The 15,555-nt window shown below is 66.4% G+C and carries 16 protein-coding genes; 7 read left to right on the forward strand and 9 right to left on the reverse strand.

Annotated elements, in window-relative coordinates; all coding sequences use genetic code 11:
* Window positions 1–37: 37 nt before the first annotated feature.
* On the reverse strand, window positions 38–1,174 hold the full coding sequence (locus KWG56_RS15505; RefSeq protein ID WP_219352827.1) for an aromatic ring-hydroxylating oxygenase subunit alpha: 1,137 nt from the start codon (window positions 1,172–1,174) through the stop codon (window positions 38–40).
* A gap of 144 nt (window positions 1,175–1,318) precedes the next feature.
* Between KWG56_RS15505 and KWG56_RS15510 the strand changes: the two genes are divergently transcribed.
* From KWG56_RS15510 to KWG56_RS15520, 3 genes are all read left to right on the forward strand, one after another.
* Window positions 1,319–2,275: an alpha/beta fold hydrolase gene (locus tag KWG56_RS15510; protein WP_219352828.1), complete on the forward strand. Its 957-nt coding sequence runs from the start codon at window positions 1,319–1,321 to the stop codon at window positions 2,273–2,275.
* Window positions 2,276–2,380: 105 nt separating this feature from the next.
* Window positions 2,381–4,474 (forward strand): PBP1A family penicillin-binding protein, encoded by a 2,094-nt coding sequence (locus KWG56_RS15515; protein WP_219352829.1) that lies wholly within the window; start codon window positions 2,381–2,383, stop codon window positions 4,472–4,474.
* Window positions 4,475–4,654: 180 nt separating this feature from the next.
* Window positions 4,655–4,966 (forward strand): hypothetical protein, encoded by a 312-nt coding sequence (locus tag KWG56_RS15520; protein ID WP_219352830.1) that lies wholly within the window; start codon window positions 4,655–4,657, stop codon window positions 4,964–4,966.
* A gap of 70 nt (window positions 4,967–5,036) precedes the next feature.
* Here KWG56_RS15520 and KWG56_RS15525 read toward each other — a convergent pair whose 3' ends face one another.
* The 3 genes from KWG56_RS15525 to KWG56_RS15535 all read right to left on the reverse strand — a co-directional run bounded on the left by KWG56_RS15525 (window position 5,037) and on the right by KWG56_RS15535 (window position 7,711).
* On the reverse strand, window positions 5,037–5,756 hold the full coding sequence (locus KWG56_RS15525) for a M48 family metallopeptidase (RefSeq protein ID WP_219352831.1): 720 nt from the start codon (window positions 5,754–5,756) through the stop codon (window positions 5,037–5,039).
* On the reverse strand, window positions 5,722–7,002 hold the full coding sequence (locus KWG56_RS15530; protein ID WP_219352832.1) for a polyhydroxyalkanoate depolymerase: 1,281 nt from the start codon (window positions 7,000–7,002) through the stop codon (window positions 5,722–5,724). Before KWG56_RS15530 ends, KWG56_RS15525 begins: the two co-directional genes overlap by 35 nt.
* Window positions 7,003–7,087: 85 nt before the next feature.
* Complete coding sequence (locus KWG56_RS15535) at window positions 7,088–7,711, reverse strand: SCO family protein (protein WP_219352833.1); 624 nt, start codon at window positions 7,709–7,711, stop codon at window positions 7,088–7,090.
* A 44-nt stretch (window positions 7,712–7,755) separates the two neighbouring features.
* Here KWG56_RS15535 and KWG56_RS15540 point away from each other — a divergent pair, with 44 nt between their 5' ends.
* Complete coding sequence (locus tag KWG56_RS15540) at window positions 7,756–9,189, forward strand: ActS/PrrB/RegB family redox-sensitive histidine kinase (protein WP_244999537.1); 1,434 nt, start codon at window positions 7,756–7,758, stop codon at window positions 9,187–9,189.
* Window positions 9,190–9,283: 94 nt separating this feature from the next.
* On the forward strand, window positions 9,284–9,838 hold the full coding sequence (locus KWG56_RS15545) for an ActR/PrrA/RegA family redox response regulator transcription factor (RefSeq protein WP_201098279.1): 555 nt from the start codon (window positions 9,284–9,286) through the stop codon (window positions 9,836–9,838).
* 241 nt (window positions 9,839–10,079) lie between these two features.
* Here KWG56_RS15545 and mmcB read toward each other — a convergent pair whose 3' ends face one another.
* From mmcB to thpR, 3 genes are read right to left on the reverse strand one after another with little or no spacing between them, the layout of a single operon-like run.
* Entirely contained in the window at window positions 10,080–10,523 is a 444-nt protein-coding gene (gene mmcB, locus KWG56_RS15550; protein ID WP_219352834.1) for an MmcB family DNA repair protein, read from the reverse strand.
* A 47-nt stretch (window positions 10,524–10,570) separates the two neighbouring features.
* The gene (locus KWG56_RS15555) at window positions 10,571–11,119 is read right to left on the reverse strand and encodes a GNAT family N-acetyltransferase (RefSeq protein ID WP_201098275.1); all 549 of its coding nucleotides are present in this window, start codon (window positions 11,117–11,119) and stop codon (window positions 10,571–10,573) included.
* Complete coding sequence (gene thpR, locus KWG56_RS15560; RefSeq protein WP_219352835.1) at window positions 11,116–11,655, reverse strand: RNA 2',3'-cyclic phosphodiesterase; 540 nt, start codon at window positions 11,653–11,655, stop codon at window positions 11,116–11,118. The genes KWG56_RS15555 and thpR overlap by 4 nt, the downstream gene beginning before the upstream one ends.
* A gap of 130 nt (window positions 11,656–11,785) precedes the next feature.
* On the opposite strand from thpR, the gene KWG56_RS15565 reads away from it, so the two are divergent.
* Complete coding sequence (locus KWG56_RS15565; RefSeq protein ID WP_201098270.1) at window positions 11,786–12,535, forward strand: Bax inhibitor-1/YccA family protein; 750 nt, start codon at window positions 11,786–11,788, stop codon at window positions 12,533–12,535.
* Window positions 12,536–12,651: 116 nt separating this feature from the next.
* A complete protein-coding gene (locus tag KWG56_RS15570) occupies window positions 12,652–13,443 on the forward strand; it encodes a hypothetical protein (protein WP_219352836.1) in 792 nt (263 codons plus the stop codon).
* A 6-nt stretch (window positions 13,444–13,449) separates the two neighbouring features.
* On the opposite strand, the gene KWG56_RS15575 is transcribed toward KWG56_RS15570, so the two are convergent.
* Together KWG56_RS15575 and KWG56_RS15580 are read right to left on the reverse strand one after the other, a co-directional pair.
* Window positions 13,450–13,785, reverse strand: a complete 336-nt coding sequence (locus tag KWG56_RS15575; protein ID WP_201098266.1) for a DUF2794 domain-containing protein — start codon at window positions 13,783–13,785, stop codon at window positions 13,450–13,452.
* 340 nt (window positions 13,786–14,125) lie between these two features.
* Window positions 14,126–15,469 carry a trypsin-like peptidase domain-containing protein gene (locus KWG56_RS15580; RefSeq protein WP_219352837.1) on the reverse strand — a complete coding sequence of 448 codons (1,344 nt, stop codon included), beginning with the start codon at window positions 15,467–15,469 and terminating at the stop codon, window positions 14,126–14,128.
* Window positions 15,470–15,555: the final 86 nt, after the last annotated feature.

Consider the following 15,555-nt stretch of genomic DNA (forward strand, 5'->3'; position numbering starts at 1 on the left):
AGACAAAAGGCCTCCCGCACGGGAGGCCTTTTTCATTTCAGCTCTTCCAGCGCAGGGTCGTCGGCTTGATCGGGTTGGCGAAGGCGCGGCCCTCGGCCCGGCTTCTGGCCCATTCGCGTTTCAGCTGCTGGTACCATTTGGCCTGTTTATCGGCGTCGTCGATCCAGATCAGCGCCGGATCGTAGCGCAGGCCCTCGTTCTGCAGGTTCACCATCCCGCCGTCCTGTTTCAGGAAGGCGACCACCCCCATCCGCAGGAAGGGCTTGGCCAGTCCGAACACCCAGTGGTCGGACCAGAAGATCTGGGTGATGCGGGTCTTTGTGTCGGTCACCGGGGTCAGGCAGGTCAGGGCCAGCACCTGTTTTTCGCCGACCTGGATATGCTCCCAGCGGAAGCCCGGCAGGCGGAAGGTGATCTCGGTCGCGGGCGCGCCGCCCAGGATCTTGTAAAGGCGGCTGTTCGACGATGGCGCGTGACGCACCATGGCCCAGCCATAGTCGGTCGGCGCAAAGGCCTTGGACTTTTCGTGCATCGAATGTTCGGACCGCCACCACCATTGCTGGTGGACATAGGGGCCGTGGGCGGGGTCCATCAGGCCGACGACGGCGTGGTCGATATGGCTGTCGAAATCCATCCATTCGACCAGCTTGGCCTCGCCCCCGACCACGCCCGGGAAGACTGGCGGTTCGTGGTCCGGCTCCATCGGGTTGCGCGCGTCCGACGCCATCCAGACGAAGACGATGCCCTGGCTTTCACGCACCGGATAGGAGCGGACGCGGATGCGGTTGGCCTCGAACGCCTGATCCTCGACCAGAGAAGGAATGGCTGCGCAGACCCCGTCGGTGCGGAAGCGCCAGCCGTGATAGGGGCATTCGACCGTCTCGCCCTCGCCCGGCTTCTCCACCAGCTTGCCCGCCGACAGGGGCGCCGCGCGGTGGGGGCAGATGTCGCGCATGGCATAGACCTGGCCCGCGCGCGTGCGGCCGATCAGGACCGGCTCGCCCATGATCTCATAGCGTTTCAGACTGGCGGGGACGACGTCGCGGCCCAGGGCGGCGAAATACCAGGTGTCGGTGACGAACCCCTTGCCGAACGGCGAGGCGCCCGCCTTGGACGGGGCGGCCTCGGCTTGCGGGGCGGTCGGGTTGGCGGCGTTTGAGGCGTCGGCGGTCATGGGGGCTGTTTAACAGCGTGAGGGCGACAGCCATAGACCCCGCGCCGCCGGGTTCGCGTGGGCGCGACGTCTTCCCCGATGGGCTGGTGAACAGCTATGACGAGGGTGATAAGGCCGCTTGAGCGGTTTCAGGGAAGTCACGCCATGTTCCGCACCCTCGCCATTGCCGCCCTGTTGTCAGCGACGCCTCTGGCAGTTCCCGGCGCGGCGCTTGCCCAGGAGGGACATGTGAACCACGCCGCCCACGGCCCCGCCGCCTTCTCGTCAGACAGGATCACGGTCCGGGTCGACGGCGACCTGGATGGACGCGACATCATCCTGATCCCTGGGCTCAGCTCATCACCGGACATCTGGCAGGGGACGGTGGATCATCTGACCGCGCAGGATGGCGCGGGCTGGCGCGTTCACCGCGTCCATATCCAGGGCTTCGCCGGCGCACCGGCGGGGGGCAACGCCCAGACCGGCGCAGCGCCCACGCTGATCGGCGCGCCCGCCGCCGAGGAGATCGCCCGCTACATCCGTGAACAGGGCCTGCACAAGCCCGCCGTCGTCGGCCATTCGATGGGCGGAACCATCGCCATGATGCTGGCCGCGCGCCATCCCGACAGCGTCAGCAAACTGGTGGTCGTGGACATGATCCCCTTCATGGGCGCGATGTTCGGCCCGCCTGGAACCACGGTCGAAACCGTGACCCCGGTCGCGGATCAGGTCTGGGCCGCTCAGGCCAACAGTCCGCGCGACGCCTATGTGGCCCAGGCGACCACGGCCATCACCGGCATGGTCAACAATGCGGAGCGTCGCGAAGAGGCGCTGGAGGACATGCGGACCAGCGACCAGAAGGTGTCCGCCGCCGCCTTCCGCGAACTGATCACCACGGACCTGCGTCCGGAGTTGTCCAAGATCACGGCCCCGACCGAGGTGCTGTACGTCAAGTTCAACCCGCCCCTGACGGCCGAACTGACCGACGCCATCTATCAGGCATCATTCGCCACCCTGCCGGGGGTGCAGCTGAAGCGGATCGATGACAGCGCCCACTTCATCATGTTCGACCAGCCGCAGACGTTTTATGGCGATCTGGACGCCTTTCTTTCGGCGAAATGACCGCTCACGTTTGCGTGAGATCGACAGGGCCGTTTCGGCGCTCCGTCAATCCAGCTACATAAACCCGAGACGAAACCCGCCTGAGCGCGGCATCTGAGGATATACATGGCGGGTCCACGGGCTGCAGGTGACGATCGGGGCGCAAAGCCGAAGCGGACGCCGTTGCAGAGGCTGTTCTACTGGGGCGCGGTTCTGGCCGTCTGGGGGGTGATCTTCCTGGTGGTCTTCTTCGCGGTTTTTGCGCGCGGACTGCCCGACACCTCCAGCCTGTATAATGTCGATCGCCAGCCTTCGATCACCTATCTGGACCGCAACGGCGCCCTGATCGCGACGCGGGGCACCCAGATGGCGCCGCCTGCCGATCTGGACGCCCTGCCCGACTATGTCCCGGCGGCCTTCATCGCCATCGAGGACCGGCGCTTCTATCACCACCCCGGTTTCGACCCCATCGGCATGAGCCGGGCCATGGTGCGCAATCTGCGCGCCGGGCGGGTGGTGCAGGGCGGTTCGACCCTGACGCAGCAGCTGGCCAAGAACCTGTTCCTGACCCCCGACCAGAACATGCGCCGCAAGGTGCAGGAGCTGATGCTGGCCGTCTGGCTGGAGATGAAATTCTCCAAGAAGGAGATCCTGGCCCTCTATCTGAACCGGGTCTATTTCGGCGCGGGCGCCTATGGGATCGAGGCGGCCTCGCAACGCTATTTCGACAAGTCGGCCAAGGATCTGACGGTTGGAGAGGCCGCGCTTCTGGCGGGCCTGCTGAAGGCGCCTTCGCGCTATTCCCCGGTGTCCGAGAGCGAGCGCGCCGCCGCCCGCGCCACCGTCGTCCTCAATGAAATGGAAGAGGCGGGCGTCATCACCGCCGCCCAGCGCGAACAGGCCGTGACCCAGCCGGTCATCGTCTCGCGCACCCTGGCGACCCAGCACGCCCAGTATTTCATCGACTGGCTGGACAAGTCGATCCGCGGCCTGGTCGGCGAACCGACCGAGGACATGGTGGTCGAGACCACACTGGACCTGACGCTGCAGACCGACGCCGAACGCGCCGTGCGCCGCATTCTGGACCGCGACGCCTCCAAGGGCGTGCAGCAGGCGGCCCTGGTCGCGCTGGACGGCGACGGACGGGTGCGCGCGATGATCGGCGGCGCCTCCTACGCCGACAGCCAGTTCAACCGCGCCGTCGATGCGCGGCGTCAGGCGGGCTCGTCGTGGAAGCCGTTCGTCTATCTGGCCGCCATGGAGGCGGGCTATACGCCCCAGACCCCGGTGGTCGATGAGCCGATCACCATCGGCAACTGGTCGCCCAAGAACTATTCCGGCGGTTACAGCGGCAATATGACGGTGGCCCAGGCCGTGGCCAACTCGACCAACACCGTCGCCGTCTCCATCGCCGACAAGATCGGCCGCGACAGCGTGGCTCGCGCCGCGCGCCGTCTGGGCATTCAGAGCCGCATCGGGCTGGAGCCGTCGATGGCTCTGGGCGCGGTCGAGGTCTCGCCCCTGGAGATGGCCACCGCCTATGACGCCTTCGCCAATGGCGGGCGCCGCGTGGACGCCTATGGCATCAGCCGCATCCGCACCCCGCAGGGCCGCGTCATCTATCAGCGCGCCAGCGGCCAGAGCGGTCAGGCGATCAACAACCCGCCGCTCTATTACATGAACCAGGTCCTGCGCGGCGTGGTCACGTCCGGCACCGGACGCAGCGTGGCCATTCCTGGCCGCGATCTGGCGGGCAAGTCGGGCACCACCTCGGACTACAAGGACGCCTGGTTCGTCGGCTACACCGGTGGTTTCGTCGCCGCCGTCTGGGTGGGCAAGGACGACAACACCGCCATGCGCGGCGTGACCGGCGGCTCGTCGCCCGCCGCCATCTGGCGCGGCTTCATGGAGGCGGCCCTGCCGCGCCTGAACGCGCCCAGCATCCCCAACGGCCCGCCCATGCCCGAAGGTTGGACCGCGCCCGATCCCGTCGGTGATCTGATGAGCGGCCTGGGTGAAGGCGGAGCGCCGGTCGAGCCCGTCGATCCAAATGTCGGCGAACCCTATGTTGACCAACCGGCGCCCCAATATCAGCAGCCGTCGCCGAAACAGCCGGTCGTGCGCCCGACCTCGCCCCAGCCCGGCTATCGCGACCCGCCGAACCAGCAGCCCGAAGGCCGCCCGGCGCCCGAACGCAAGCCGGACGCCCTGTTCTTCTGATCCGTCCCGCGACGCCTCCCTGCCGGACAGCGGTGGGGAGGCAGCGCGAAAGAGCCGCGCCTGTTCTTGTCCCGTGTGACCGGCGGCGGCGTTCCTGCCATGAATGTCAGGTCTCTGGCGACATTCTAATTCCTGCTAACGACCCATTGCGGACCATCATGCCTCAGGCGATGATTTGGGATGAAGCTTTTCCTCATCTCACTAATCGCACTCGCCGGTTGTGCCGAGCATGCGACCATTGGGCCAGATGTTATGGAACATCGTTTGTCAGGAAGTCTTCAGATGGAAGCCCGCAGCATCGAACGAGCCTGCGGCGTCGCGGAAGACTCACTGCTTCATTCAAATCGAGATGACAATCTAGAGGTCTGGGCCGTTGCAGGCACTGGCATATCTTTTCCGCAATTTGCTTGCGTATGGTCTGCCATTCAGAAAGCAAAGCTGAGTGAGCGCGGCGTAGAAATCGTCGTGATTGGAGAGGACGGTTCTCGATAGGCATGTCCGCTCCCCACCCTTACGCGAACCTCGTTGAGTCTGCTTTGGCGGCCGCGTGGAAAAGCGGGTCTCACCGCCCCACGGCGTGCAGCGCGCCGCCGTGGTCGCGCAGCCATTTGCGGTAAGGCTTGGGATCCCCGATCAGGCGCTCGACCACGGACCAATAGGCGGGGCTGTGGTCGGCGTGGACCAAGTGGGCCACCTCGTGGGCGGCCAGATAGTCGATGACCGGGGGCGGGGCCATGATGACCCGCCAGGAATAGCGGATGGTGCGGTTGTGCGGGCTGCACGAGCCCCAGCGGGATTTGGTGTCGGCGATCGACACCTTGACCGGCTTCTGGCCCAGGGTGCGCAGATGGTGCTCGGTGCGTTCCTCAAGCGTCTGGCGGGCTTCGCGTTTCAGCAGGTTCTCGACCCGTCGGGCATAGGCCTCGCCCTCGCCGCCCGAGCGGATGACGGTTCCGTCCTCGACCAGACGGGCCGCGCCTGCGCCCGGCGTGGCCTCAAGCTGCACCCGGTGGCCCCGCAGCGAGATGACCTGGCCCGGCTCCAGCGGGCGGCCCCTGGGCTGGACGGCCAGACGCTTGGCGATCCAAACGGCCTTGGTGCGGGCGAAGGCGACGGCCTGGAGCAGGGCGCGTTCGCTGGGGGCGATGACCACGGCCTCGCCCGCGCGCGCGTCGATCCGCACCGACAGGCGTCGGGCGCGGGGATTGACGGATAGTCTCAGGGTTGGACCCGAGCCGTCCCTCTCGTCAAGCGGCAGCCGCTGACCGTTGCGGTACGCCACTGATGGCCTCGTTCTGGGCGATGAAATCGCGGACGCGGGGATAGATCTCGTCACGGAAGCGACGGCCGTTGAAGACGCCATAGTGGCCCACGCCCGGCTGGACATAGAGCACGCGCTGGTTCTCCGGGACATTGGGGCAAAGGCCGTGCGCCGCCTGGGTCTGGCCGACGCCGGAAATGTCGTCCTTCTCGCCCTCGACCGTCATCAGGCCGATGTCGGTGATCTTGGTCAGATCGACCCTGCGCCCGCGATGCTCCAGCAGGCCGCGCGCCAGCAGGTGCTGCTGGAAGACGATGTCGATGGTCTGGAGGTAGAATTCCTCGGTCAGGTCCAGCACCGACAGATATTCGTCGTAGAATTCCTCGTGCTTATCGACCCCGTCGCCGTCGCCGTGGATCAGGCTGTTGAAATAGTCCCAATGGGCGTCGCGGTGCCGCTCTTCGTTCATCGACATGAAGCTGTAGAGCTGGACGAAGCCTGGATAGACGTTCCGACCGAACCCCGGATAGGGCAGGGGCACGGTGTGGATCATGTTCGACCTGAACCAGGTGAAGGGTTTCTCCTCCGCCAGCTGGTTGGTCACGGTCGGCGACAGGCGCGCGTCGATGGGCGAGCCCATGAAGGTCATGGAGGCCGGGCGGTTGGGATCATTGTCCTCGGCCATCACGGCCCCGGCCGCCAGGACCGGCGGACCCGGCTGGCAGACGCCGACGACATGGGCGCGGCCGCCGATCTCGGCCAGCATCAGGCGGACGTGGTCGATATAGTCGAAGAAGTCGAACCGGCCTTCCAGCACCGGCACCTGCCGCGCATTGATCCAGTCGGTGACATAGACGTCGTGGTCCTGAAGAAAGGCCTCGACCGTGCCGCGCAGAAGGGTGGCGTAGTGGCCAGACAGGGGGGCGACGATCAGGACGGCGGGGGCGGCCACCGGCTTGCCCGCCCGTTTCAGGTCGCCGATGTTGCGCGCGAACCGGACCAGACGGCACCAGGGGCTCTGCCAGATCACCTGTTCGGTGGTGCGGATCGGATGGCCGTCGGCGTGGATCGTCTCCAGCCGCCAGTCCGGCTTGCCATAGCGGCGGGTCACGCTTTCGAACAGTTCGGCCGAGGCATAGGCCGTGCGGCCGATGGCGGTGTCGGACGCCGGGTTCAGCGGCGACGACCAGAACTGGCGCGCCATCTGGGCGCCGATGCGCCACGGCAGGGCCGACTGGTAAGCGAGTTCATGAAACGCGTAGAGCATGACTGTCCTGACGGCGGAGGCCGTTTGTGCAGAGCAGCATATAATGCGCAGGCCCGCAAAAGGTATTCACGAGCCGAAAATTGCCTCAGCCCCGATCCATCGCCTGTTCGATGATCCTGGTCGATTTGTCCGGGCCAAGACCATAGGCGACGGCGGTGCGGAACCGACCGTCCGGCCCCATCAGATAGACGGTCAGGCTGTGGTTCATCGTATAGCCCTCGCCCTCGCCGACCTTTTCATAGAAGGCGCGATAGGCCTTGGCCGCCTTGGCGACCTGGTCCGTCGTGCCCGTCAGGCCGATCGTCCCCTTGGGAAAGCCGTCTGACGACAGATAGTCCTTCAGCATCTGCGGCGTGTCGCGCTGGGGGTCGATGCTGACGAAGATGATCTGCAGGTCCTTGGCCTTGTCGCCCAGCTGCTGCTGGACGGCGGCCATTTCGGCCAGGGTCGTGGGGCAGAACTCGGGGCAATAGGTGAAGCCGAAGAAGACCAGGCTCCACTTGCCGTTCAACAGGGTCTGATCGACCGTCTGGCCGTCCTGATTGACCAGTTGGAAGTCGCCGCCGACCAGCGGCTGTCCGGACGAGGTGACTTCGGCGCCGGGGCCGACGCGGTCGCGTCCGCTGACCACCACCACGGTGACGATGGCCAGGGCGGCGGCGATGGCGATACAGGCGCCTGCGAACAGCAGGATGGAACGGCGCGGCATGACGGCCTCTCACGAAACGGAACTTGCCGGTCTATAGAAGGACCGTGACCTCGACAGAAGCCCACATTGCGCCGCAACCCCCCGACCTTGACGGCTGGAGCGACGTGCCGCGCCGTGGCCGGGGCTTTTCCCTTCGCACCCTGATCGTTCTGCGCTGGCTGACCATACTGGGGCAGAGCGCCGCGATCCTGACCGCCTATGGGGTGCTGCACTTCCCCCTGCCGCTGTGGCCCTGCCTGATCGTCATCGCCATCAGCGCGGGCGTGAACGTGGCGGCGATGGCGCGCGTGCGGCGGCTGGAGTCCAGCCTGCCCGACGGACGCCAGACGGCGATCCATCTGGGTTTCGACATCTTCCAGCTGGGCGTGCTGCTGGGTCTGACGGGCGGATTGGAGAACCCCTTCTGCCTGCTGCTGGTCGCGCCGGTGACGATCGCGGCGGCGGCCCTTCCAGCGCGTCAGGCCCTGCTTCTGGGCTTGCTGGCGTTGGCGGCGGTGGCGATCCTGTTCTTCTGGTCCGAGCCCCTGCCGTGGCGCGAGCATGAACATTTCCACCTGCCCCTGCTTTATCGGCTGGGCATGGTGATGGCCCTGGTCACGGGGGTGGTCTTCACCGCCGGATATGCATGGCGTGTGGCGGCGGATGCGGAAAAGCTGGAACTGGCCCTGGCCACGACCCAGGATGTCTTGCAACGCGAGCAGAGGCTGGCGGCGTTGGGCGGACTGGCGGCGGCGGCGGCGCATGAACTGGGCACGCCGCTGGCGACCATTCAGGTGGTGGCCAAAGAGATGAAGCGCGCGGCGCCGCCCGGCGGCGAGGTGGCGGAAGACGCCGACCTGATCCTGCAACAGGCCGAACGCTGCCGGGGCATTCTGGCCCAGTTGTCGCAACAGCCGGAGGGGGACGACGCCCTCTATGCCGATGTAGCGTTGAAGGCCCTGCTGGAAGAAGTGGTCCAGCCGCACCGGGGGTTCGACCTGGCGTTCGAGGTGGCGGTCCGCACCCCGCCCGGTCAGCCCGCGCCGCGCGTGCGCCGTATGCCGGAGGTGGTGCATGGCCTGTCGACCCTGGTCGAAAACGCCGCCGACTTCGCCCGGTCGCGCGTCGAAATCCGGGCTCTGGTGGATGCGGGCTGGATCGAGGTCGAGATTCTCGATGACGGTCCCGGCTTCGCCAGCGACATTCTGCCTCGGTTGGGCGAGCCCTATGTGACCAGCCGCCCGCACGGAAAGGCGCGGCGCGCCCTGGCCGACCAGATCGCCGCCGCCGCCCGCAGACGCCCGCCGGTCGAGGCGCCGATTGCGCCCAGTCAGGGCGGCATGGGCCTGGGCTTCTTCATCGCCCGCACGCTTCTGGAGCGGACGGGGGGTTCGGTCAGCGTGGGCCAGGGCCTGTCGCATACGGACGGAAAACCCGCCGGACGGGGGGCGCGCGTCGCCGTTCGCTGGGCGCGTCCGGCGCTGGAAGTCGCCGAATGAGTGTGGTTTCGTGATTGGGTCTTAGCGTCGCAGGGGGAACCTTGCGCTTGACCCGCGCGCTGTCGGTCCCGACTTGAAGCGGCAGGAGAGAATAATGTCCGACCTAGAGACCCGTATCGCCGCCTTGCCCGACAAGTCCCTGCTGCTGCTGGACGATGATCAGGCCCTGCGCACCCGCATGGGCCGCGCCCTCGAAGCGCGCGGTTTCGACGTGACGACGGCGGAATCCGTCGCCGAAGCCACCGCCGCCCTGCGCGACAAGGCCCCCGCCTTCGCTGTGCTGGACATGCGCCTTGAGGACGGCAACGGCCTGAAGGTGGTCGAGGCGGTGCGCGATCGTCGCGCCGACGCCCGCATCGTCATGCTGACCGGATACGGCGCCATCGCCACCGCCGTCGCGGCGGTCAAGGCCGGGGCCGTCGACTATCTGTCCAAGCCCGCCGACGCCGATGACGTGGTCAAGGCTTTGCTGGCCACGGGCGAGGCGCCCGAGCCGCCCGAAAATCCGATGAGCGCCGACCGGGTGCGTTGGGAGCATATCCAGCGGGTCTATGAGCTGTGCGACCACAATGTCTCGGAAACCGCTCGCCGCCTGGGCATGCACCGCCGCACCCTGCAGCGGATTCTGGCCAAGCGCGCGCCGCGGTGAACTGGGCCTATCGCTTTCGTGTGCGTGTATCGTAAGGCCGGTGTCGAGTTAGATTCAATCGACATTCGTTAGGACAGGCTTCCGGTTCGTCATTCCGGGGCTGAGCGGAGCGAAGAACCCGGACCCAGGGCCGCATGCGCAATGCTGGACGCGCTTAAAGCCTGAGACGTGCCTCCTGGGTTCCGGGTTCGTCCTTCGGACGCCCCGGAATGACGTAGTGAAGCTGAATGTCGATTGAACCTTAGTCCCGCATCGCCCGCCATGCGCCCAGGCGCGCGAAGGCGATGGTCAGGGCCTTGCGGCGTGCGGGCGCCAGAGGCGATGACGGGGCGTCGCGAAGGACGGCGCCGCCAAAGCCGTCGGCGACGATCAAGCCGGGTTCCTCGGGCAGAATCTCCTTCGGAAACTCAGGCGCGACGGCGAAGTAGAAGGCGTCGCAGAACGGGCCGTATTCATGCCATTTGCGGTCGACGCGATAGTCGTCGACGCCCGACTTCACCTCGCAGATGACGATGTCGCCCTTGGGGCCAATGGCCATGACGTCGGCGCGCCGCCCGTTGGGCAGACAGACTTCCAGCAGGGGCGCATAGCCCATATCCATCATCAGCCGAGCCGCCCCGCGCGTGACGGACAGGGTGGTTTCGGGGCGGCTGAAGACCAGTTCGAGCGTGACGGCGGCGGACATTTTGCACTTATGTTCCGCTTGTGTTCCGCCCGCAAGCGTGGGGCGGATCAGCGGATCAGGGTCAGTCGGTTGAGCGCCCATTCCTCGCGCGTCTGTCCCCACAGATTGGCGACGACATGGGCGAAGGGCTCGGGCAGGGCGGAGGGGCCGCGATTGCGCGAGCCCAGACGCTGGGCCAGGCGCGCCGAGGCGGCGTTGCCGTCCTCGATGGTGTGGATGACGTCGTCCCAGCCCAGCACATCGAACGCGTAGTCCATGCTGGCGACAGCCGCCTCCTGCGCATAGCCCTTGCCGGTGGCGTCGGGGTGCAGCGACCAGCCGACCTCCGCGCCGGGCCAGCCGTGCGGGCGCCACGGTCCGATCCGGCCCAGCCATAGGCCGGAGGATTTCTCGATCACCGAGAAGAAGCCCACGCCCGTCAGGCTCCAGGCCCCCGCCACGGTCGCCAGGATGCGCCAGGTCTCCGCCGGCGTCTTGACCCCGCCGATGAAACGGGTGGTTTCGGGATCGGCCTGGAACTCGGCCCAGCGCGGAAAATCCTCCAGCGTCGGCGGGCGCAGGATCAGGCGTTCGGTTTCAACCCGGATGTCGCTCACAACAGATACTCACGCTCCAGTTCGTAATGGCTGCCGTCGTCGGTCAGGACGCTGGAATAGAGGCCGAAGCGGTCGATGCGGATCGGCGGCGAATGCAGCAGATTATGTCCCGCCATCCAGGCCCCGATGCGGTCGGGATTGGTCTGGGGCTTCAGATAGGCCAGGGTGACATGGGGCCGGTATTCGCGCGTCGCCATGACCACCCCCGCCCGTTCCGCCGCCTTCTTGCAGCGTCCGGACAGAACCGAGAGGGGGTCGTTCGGCGTCTCGACCCCGGCCCACAAGGTGTGGCTGCGGTGGTTGTCGCCAAAGGCGCCGACGCCTTTCAGAGTGATCTCGAACGGCCCGCCGCCGATGCGCGACAGTTCCGAGGCCAGATCGTCGGCCCGACGTTCGTCCATCTCGCCGTAGAAGCCCAGGGTGACGTGCAGGGCCTCCAGCGGCCGCCAGCGCGCGCCGGGAAGGCCGCTTTGGCGGCGTTTCAACGTATCCGTGACATCGTCCGGCAGGGTCAGGGCGGTGAACAGGCGAAGCATGCGACCGTTGGTAGCGGTGGGAACGTCCGTCTCCAAGTCCGGTTTTCCTTGCAGTCGAGGTCGTGCATGCCGATATTTGCGGCAACGATCCGGAGAAACCTCTTCGGACCATGGGAGAAAGTTCGTCGCCATGAGCGATTTCAACAACGGCTATGCCCGCCCGCTGCCGCAGACGGCCGACATGTCGATCGACGCCGGTCTGCGCGCCTTCATGCTGGGCGTTTACAACAAGCTGGCGCTGGGCCTCGTGGTCGCAGCGGCGCTGGCCTATACGACCGGCAACGTCCCGGCCGTGCAGCAACTGCTCTACACTGTCGGTCCCGACGGCCGCATGGGCATGACTATTCTGGGCATGGCGGTGCAGTTCGCGCCGCTGGTGCTGATCTTCGGTTCGATGTTCTTCATGAAGAACCCGACGGCCCAGGGGACCAGCGTCCTTTACTGGCTGGTCGTGGCCACCATGGGCGCCTCGCTGGGCTGGGTCTTCCTGGTCTATACGGGCGCCAGCGTCGCCTCGACCTTCCTGGTGACCGCCGCCGCCTTCGGCGCGCTGAGCCTGTACGGCTACACGACCAAGCGTGACCTGTCGCCGATGGGCACCTTCCTGATCATGGGCGTGATCGGCCTGATCATCGCCTCGCTGGTCAACATGTTCTGGCCGAACGGCGTCCTGTACTGGATCATCAGCGCCGCCGGCGTGCTGCTGTTCTCGGGCCTGATCGCCTTCGACACCCAGCGTCTGAAGATGAGCTACTACGCCCTGGGCGGCGACAAGAACGCCATCGGCGTCGCCACCAGCTATGGCGCGCTGAGCCTGTTCATCAACTTCGTGAACCTGTTCCTCTTCCTGCTGCGCTTCATGGGCGGCAACCGCAACTAAGGTCAGTCGCAAGACGGATCTGGAAAGGGCCCCTCGCGGGGCCCTTTTCGTTTGCATGCAACCTAACGGCGCCTTCTTATGGTCGCAGCGCGGGTGGTGCGTTGCTGAGGTGAGACATGTTTCGACGTTTGCTGGCGCCGATCTTTTTCGCTCTCGCGATGACTGGGACTGCCCTGGCTCAGGATGCGCCGCCGCAGCAGGTTCAAGTCTGGTCTATCCCTGAGACGGTTCGTCTGGGACAGGCAATCTGGCGTCAGGACATGGCGTCAGCGCGCGCAACTGACGCTTTTCTGGCGGCCTATGCTGGCAAGCTCCCAGAAGGCCTGATTGGCTGGATTGTTGTGGAAGACGGGCGCAATCAGCGTGTTCGCTTTTTGGCGGGTACGATGGATGCGCCGCGAGCCTTCAAGGATGTGGTGGTGGACGATCGCCTGCGCGCTGGGGCCGTGGTCGACGCTGCGGACCTCACACTCACGCCCGATGAGCTCGCCAGGTTTTCAGCACGGATGACGGCTGCGCTGGGGATTGGGACATTGCGTTGCGCGGCGCGATACAACCCGGTTATCCTGAAAAATCCGGACGGAGAGGGATGGCTGGTCTGGTTGCTGGCCTCGACGACGCAGCCGGGTCTGGTGCCTATGGGCGGCCACTATCGATTCCATATCAGCGCAGACGGCAAGACGGTGGAGCGCCGGGAACAACTGTCGAGTAGTTGTCTGGATATGGATAGCAACCAGGTCCGGCAGGGCGGGCAGATCGCAGGCCTGTTCACCAACGTGATTGTCGCGCCTCAACCGCTGGAGATTCACGTGTTTCTGTCGCTGCTGAACCAGTTGCCGATCTACACGAGCGCAGGCGACAAACTGTGGGAAGTGAACGGCGCGCGAATTCAGCCAGTGAACCGCTGATCGGCGCTATTCCACCACCTGAAAGCGGCGGGCGTCGAAGACGCGCAGGACCTGAGGCAGGTCGCGGCCGCGGCGCAGGACCTGGCCGCCTTCGCCGATGACGGCCCACTGACCCTGGCGGGTCTGGAGCGCGGGGCGTTTTTCGATGCGGTAGGCGGGGGCGTCGCCGGTGCGGCGGAAGACGGCGAACTCGGCGAAGTCTTTGTGGCCGGCCATGGCGTAGTCGCGCCATTCGCCCTGGGCGACCATACGGCCATAGACCTTCAGGATCGGGTCCAGTTCGCGGCGGTCGAAAAAGACCGGCCCGATCTGCGGCCCGGTTTCGTGAGGGTTCATGCTCATGGTTTGAACTTAAGGGCGCGTTCCGCCAGCGCCAGTGGCGCCGGATAAATCGCCCCCGACACGAAATGGCCCCGTTTCGGTCCTTCGCCCGCCCGGTTGGCCGACGAAACAAGACACATCGGCTCGTCGGAGTTCGGAAGTGTCCGGATCCTGAACAGCCCCCCCAGCCCCCTGGATGTTTCCATTAAAGGGCTCCGGCGGCCGATGCTTCCTCCAAGCGAGCGCCCGCCCTGCCGATCCCTCCCCCTCCCAGGCAAGGCGGGCGTTTCGCTGTCTGGAGCCTGGTTTCGGGGCGCAGCCGCGTCCCCCGGCCGGAAGGGCCGGAAGGGCCGGACTTTCCTCAGATCGTCAGCGTCAGCTTCTCGGTTTCGCCGTTGCGCGTCACCGTCACATCGACGGCGCCCGACGCGGACTGCAGCGCCCGGGCCGCCGCGCGGGAATCCTTGATCGTGGCGCCATTGATGCTGGTGATCAGGTCGCCGGCGATCAGCCCGGCCTGGGCGAAGGGCTGACCTGCCTCGACGGCCGACACTTGGGCGCCGCCGTCTGAATCCCGCACCGTCGCGCCATACGCGGCCACAGCGCTGGCGCCGATCACGACGGGCGCTTCCGTCGTCATCTCGACCGGCAGGCTGACCGTGGCCTCGCGTCCGCCGCGCAGATAGACCACGCTGAGATCGGAGCCCGGCGCAGCGATGCCGACGGTGGCGTTGATCGAACCGGCGTTGGCGACCGGGCGGCCGGCGATGCGGGTGATGACGTCGTTGTGGCGCAGGCCCGCGCGCTCGGCCGGAGAGCCTGGCGCGACATCGGCGACCACGGCGCCCCGCACGATGCGCAGGTTCAGCTCACGCGCCCGTTCAGCGTTCAGAGAGCCGAATATGGCCCCGGTCGAGCCGCGCTTGACCTCTCCGTTCTTCCTCAGCTGGTCGGCGACATAGAGCATGATCCGCGTCGGCACGGCGAAGGCGATGCCGTCATTGCCGCCTCCGAACCCGCCCGACAGGATCGAGGTGTTGATGCCGATCAGGCGGCCCCGGCTGTCCAGCAGCGGTCCGCCCGAATTGCCGGAGTTCACGGCGGCGTCGGTCTGGATATAGTCCTCGACCGCATCGCCCAGGCCGGAGCGGTTCAGGCCCGAGACCACGCCCATGGTCAGGGTCTGGTCCAACCCCAGCGGATAGCCGACGGCGAAGGCCAGATCGCCGGTGCGCAGGGTGTCGGAATCCACCGTCTGCACCTGACGCAGGTTCAGCGGGCGCCCGTCGGGCACGATCTTCAGCACCGCGATGTCGGTGGCCTTGTCCGCGCCGATCAGGGTGGCGTCGAACAGGCGCCCGTCGGTCAGGTCGATGGTGAACTTGCGCCCGCCCTCGACCACATGGTTGTTGGTGATCACAATCCCTTCGGCGGCGTCGACGATGACGCCAGAGCCCGAGGCGTAGGGCTTGGGATCGCCGCCGTCCGAACTGGGGCCGCGCGACTGTCCCAGGGTCGTCACCTGCACCACGGCGGGCAGGGAGCCTTCCAGGCCGGACGAGAAGCTGAACACGCCGCGTCTTGCGTCATAGGGCAGGCTGGCGGGGGCGGCCTGGGCCTGTGCGAGCACCTGAACGGGTGCGGCGGCGCCGAACACGGCGACGGCGACAGCGATGGACGAAACGGCCCTGAAGCTTAGCGGCATGAGCTTTCCTTTGATCGAATGCGGACCCTAAACCGAGAAATCCGTGCTGACGATGGCCTGTTTCGCTCTCTGGATTTGGGGGTTGC

The sequence above is a fragment of the Brevundimonas nasdae genome (assembly GCF_019395145.1).
Lineage (GTDB): Bacteria > Pseudomonadota > Alphaproteobacteria > Caulobacterales > Caulobacteraceae > Brevundimonas > Brevundimonas nasdae.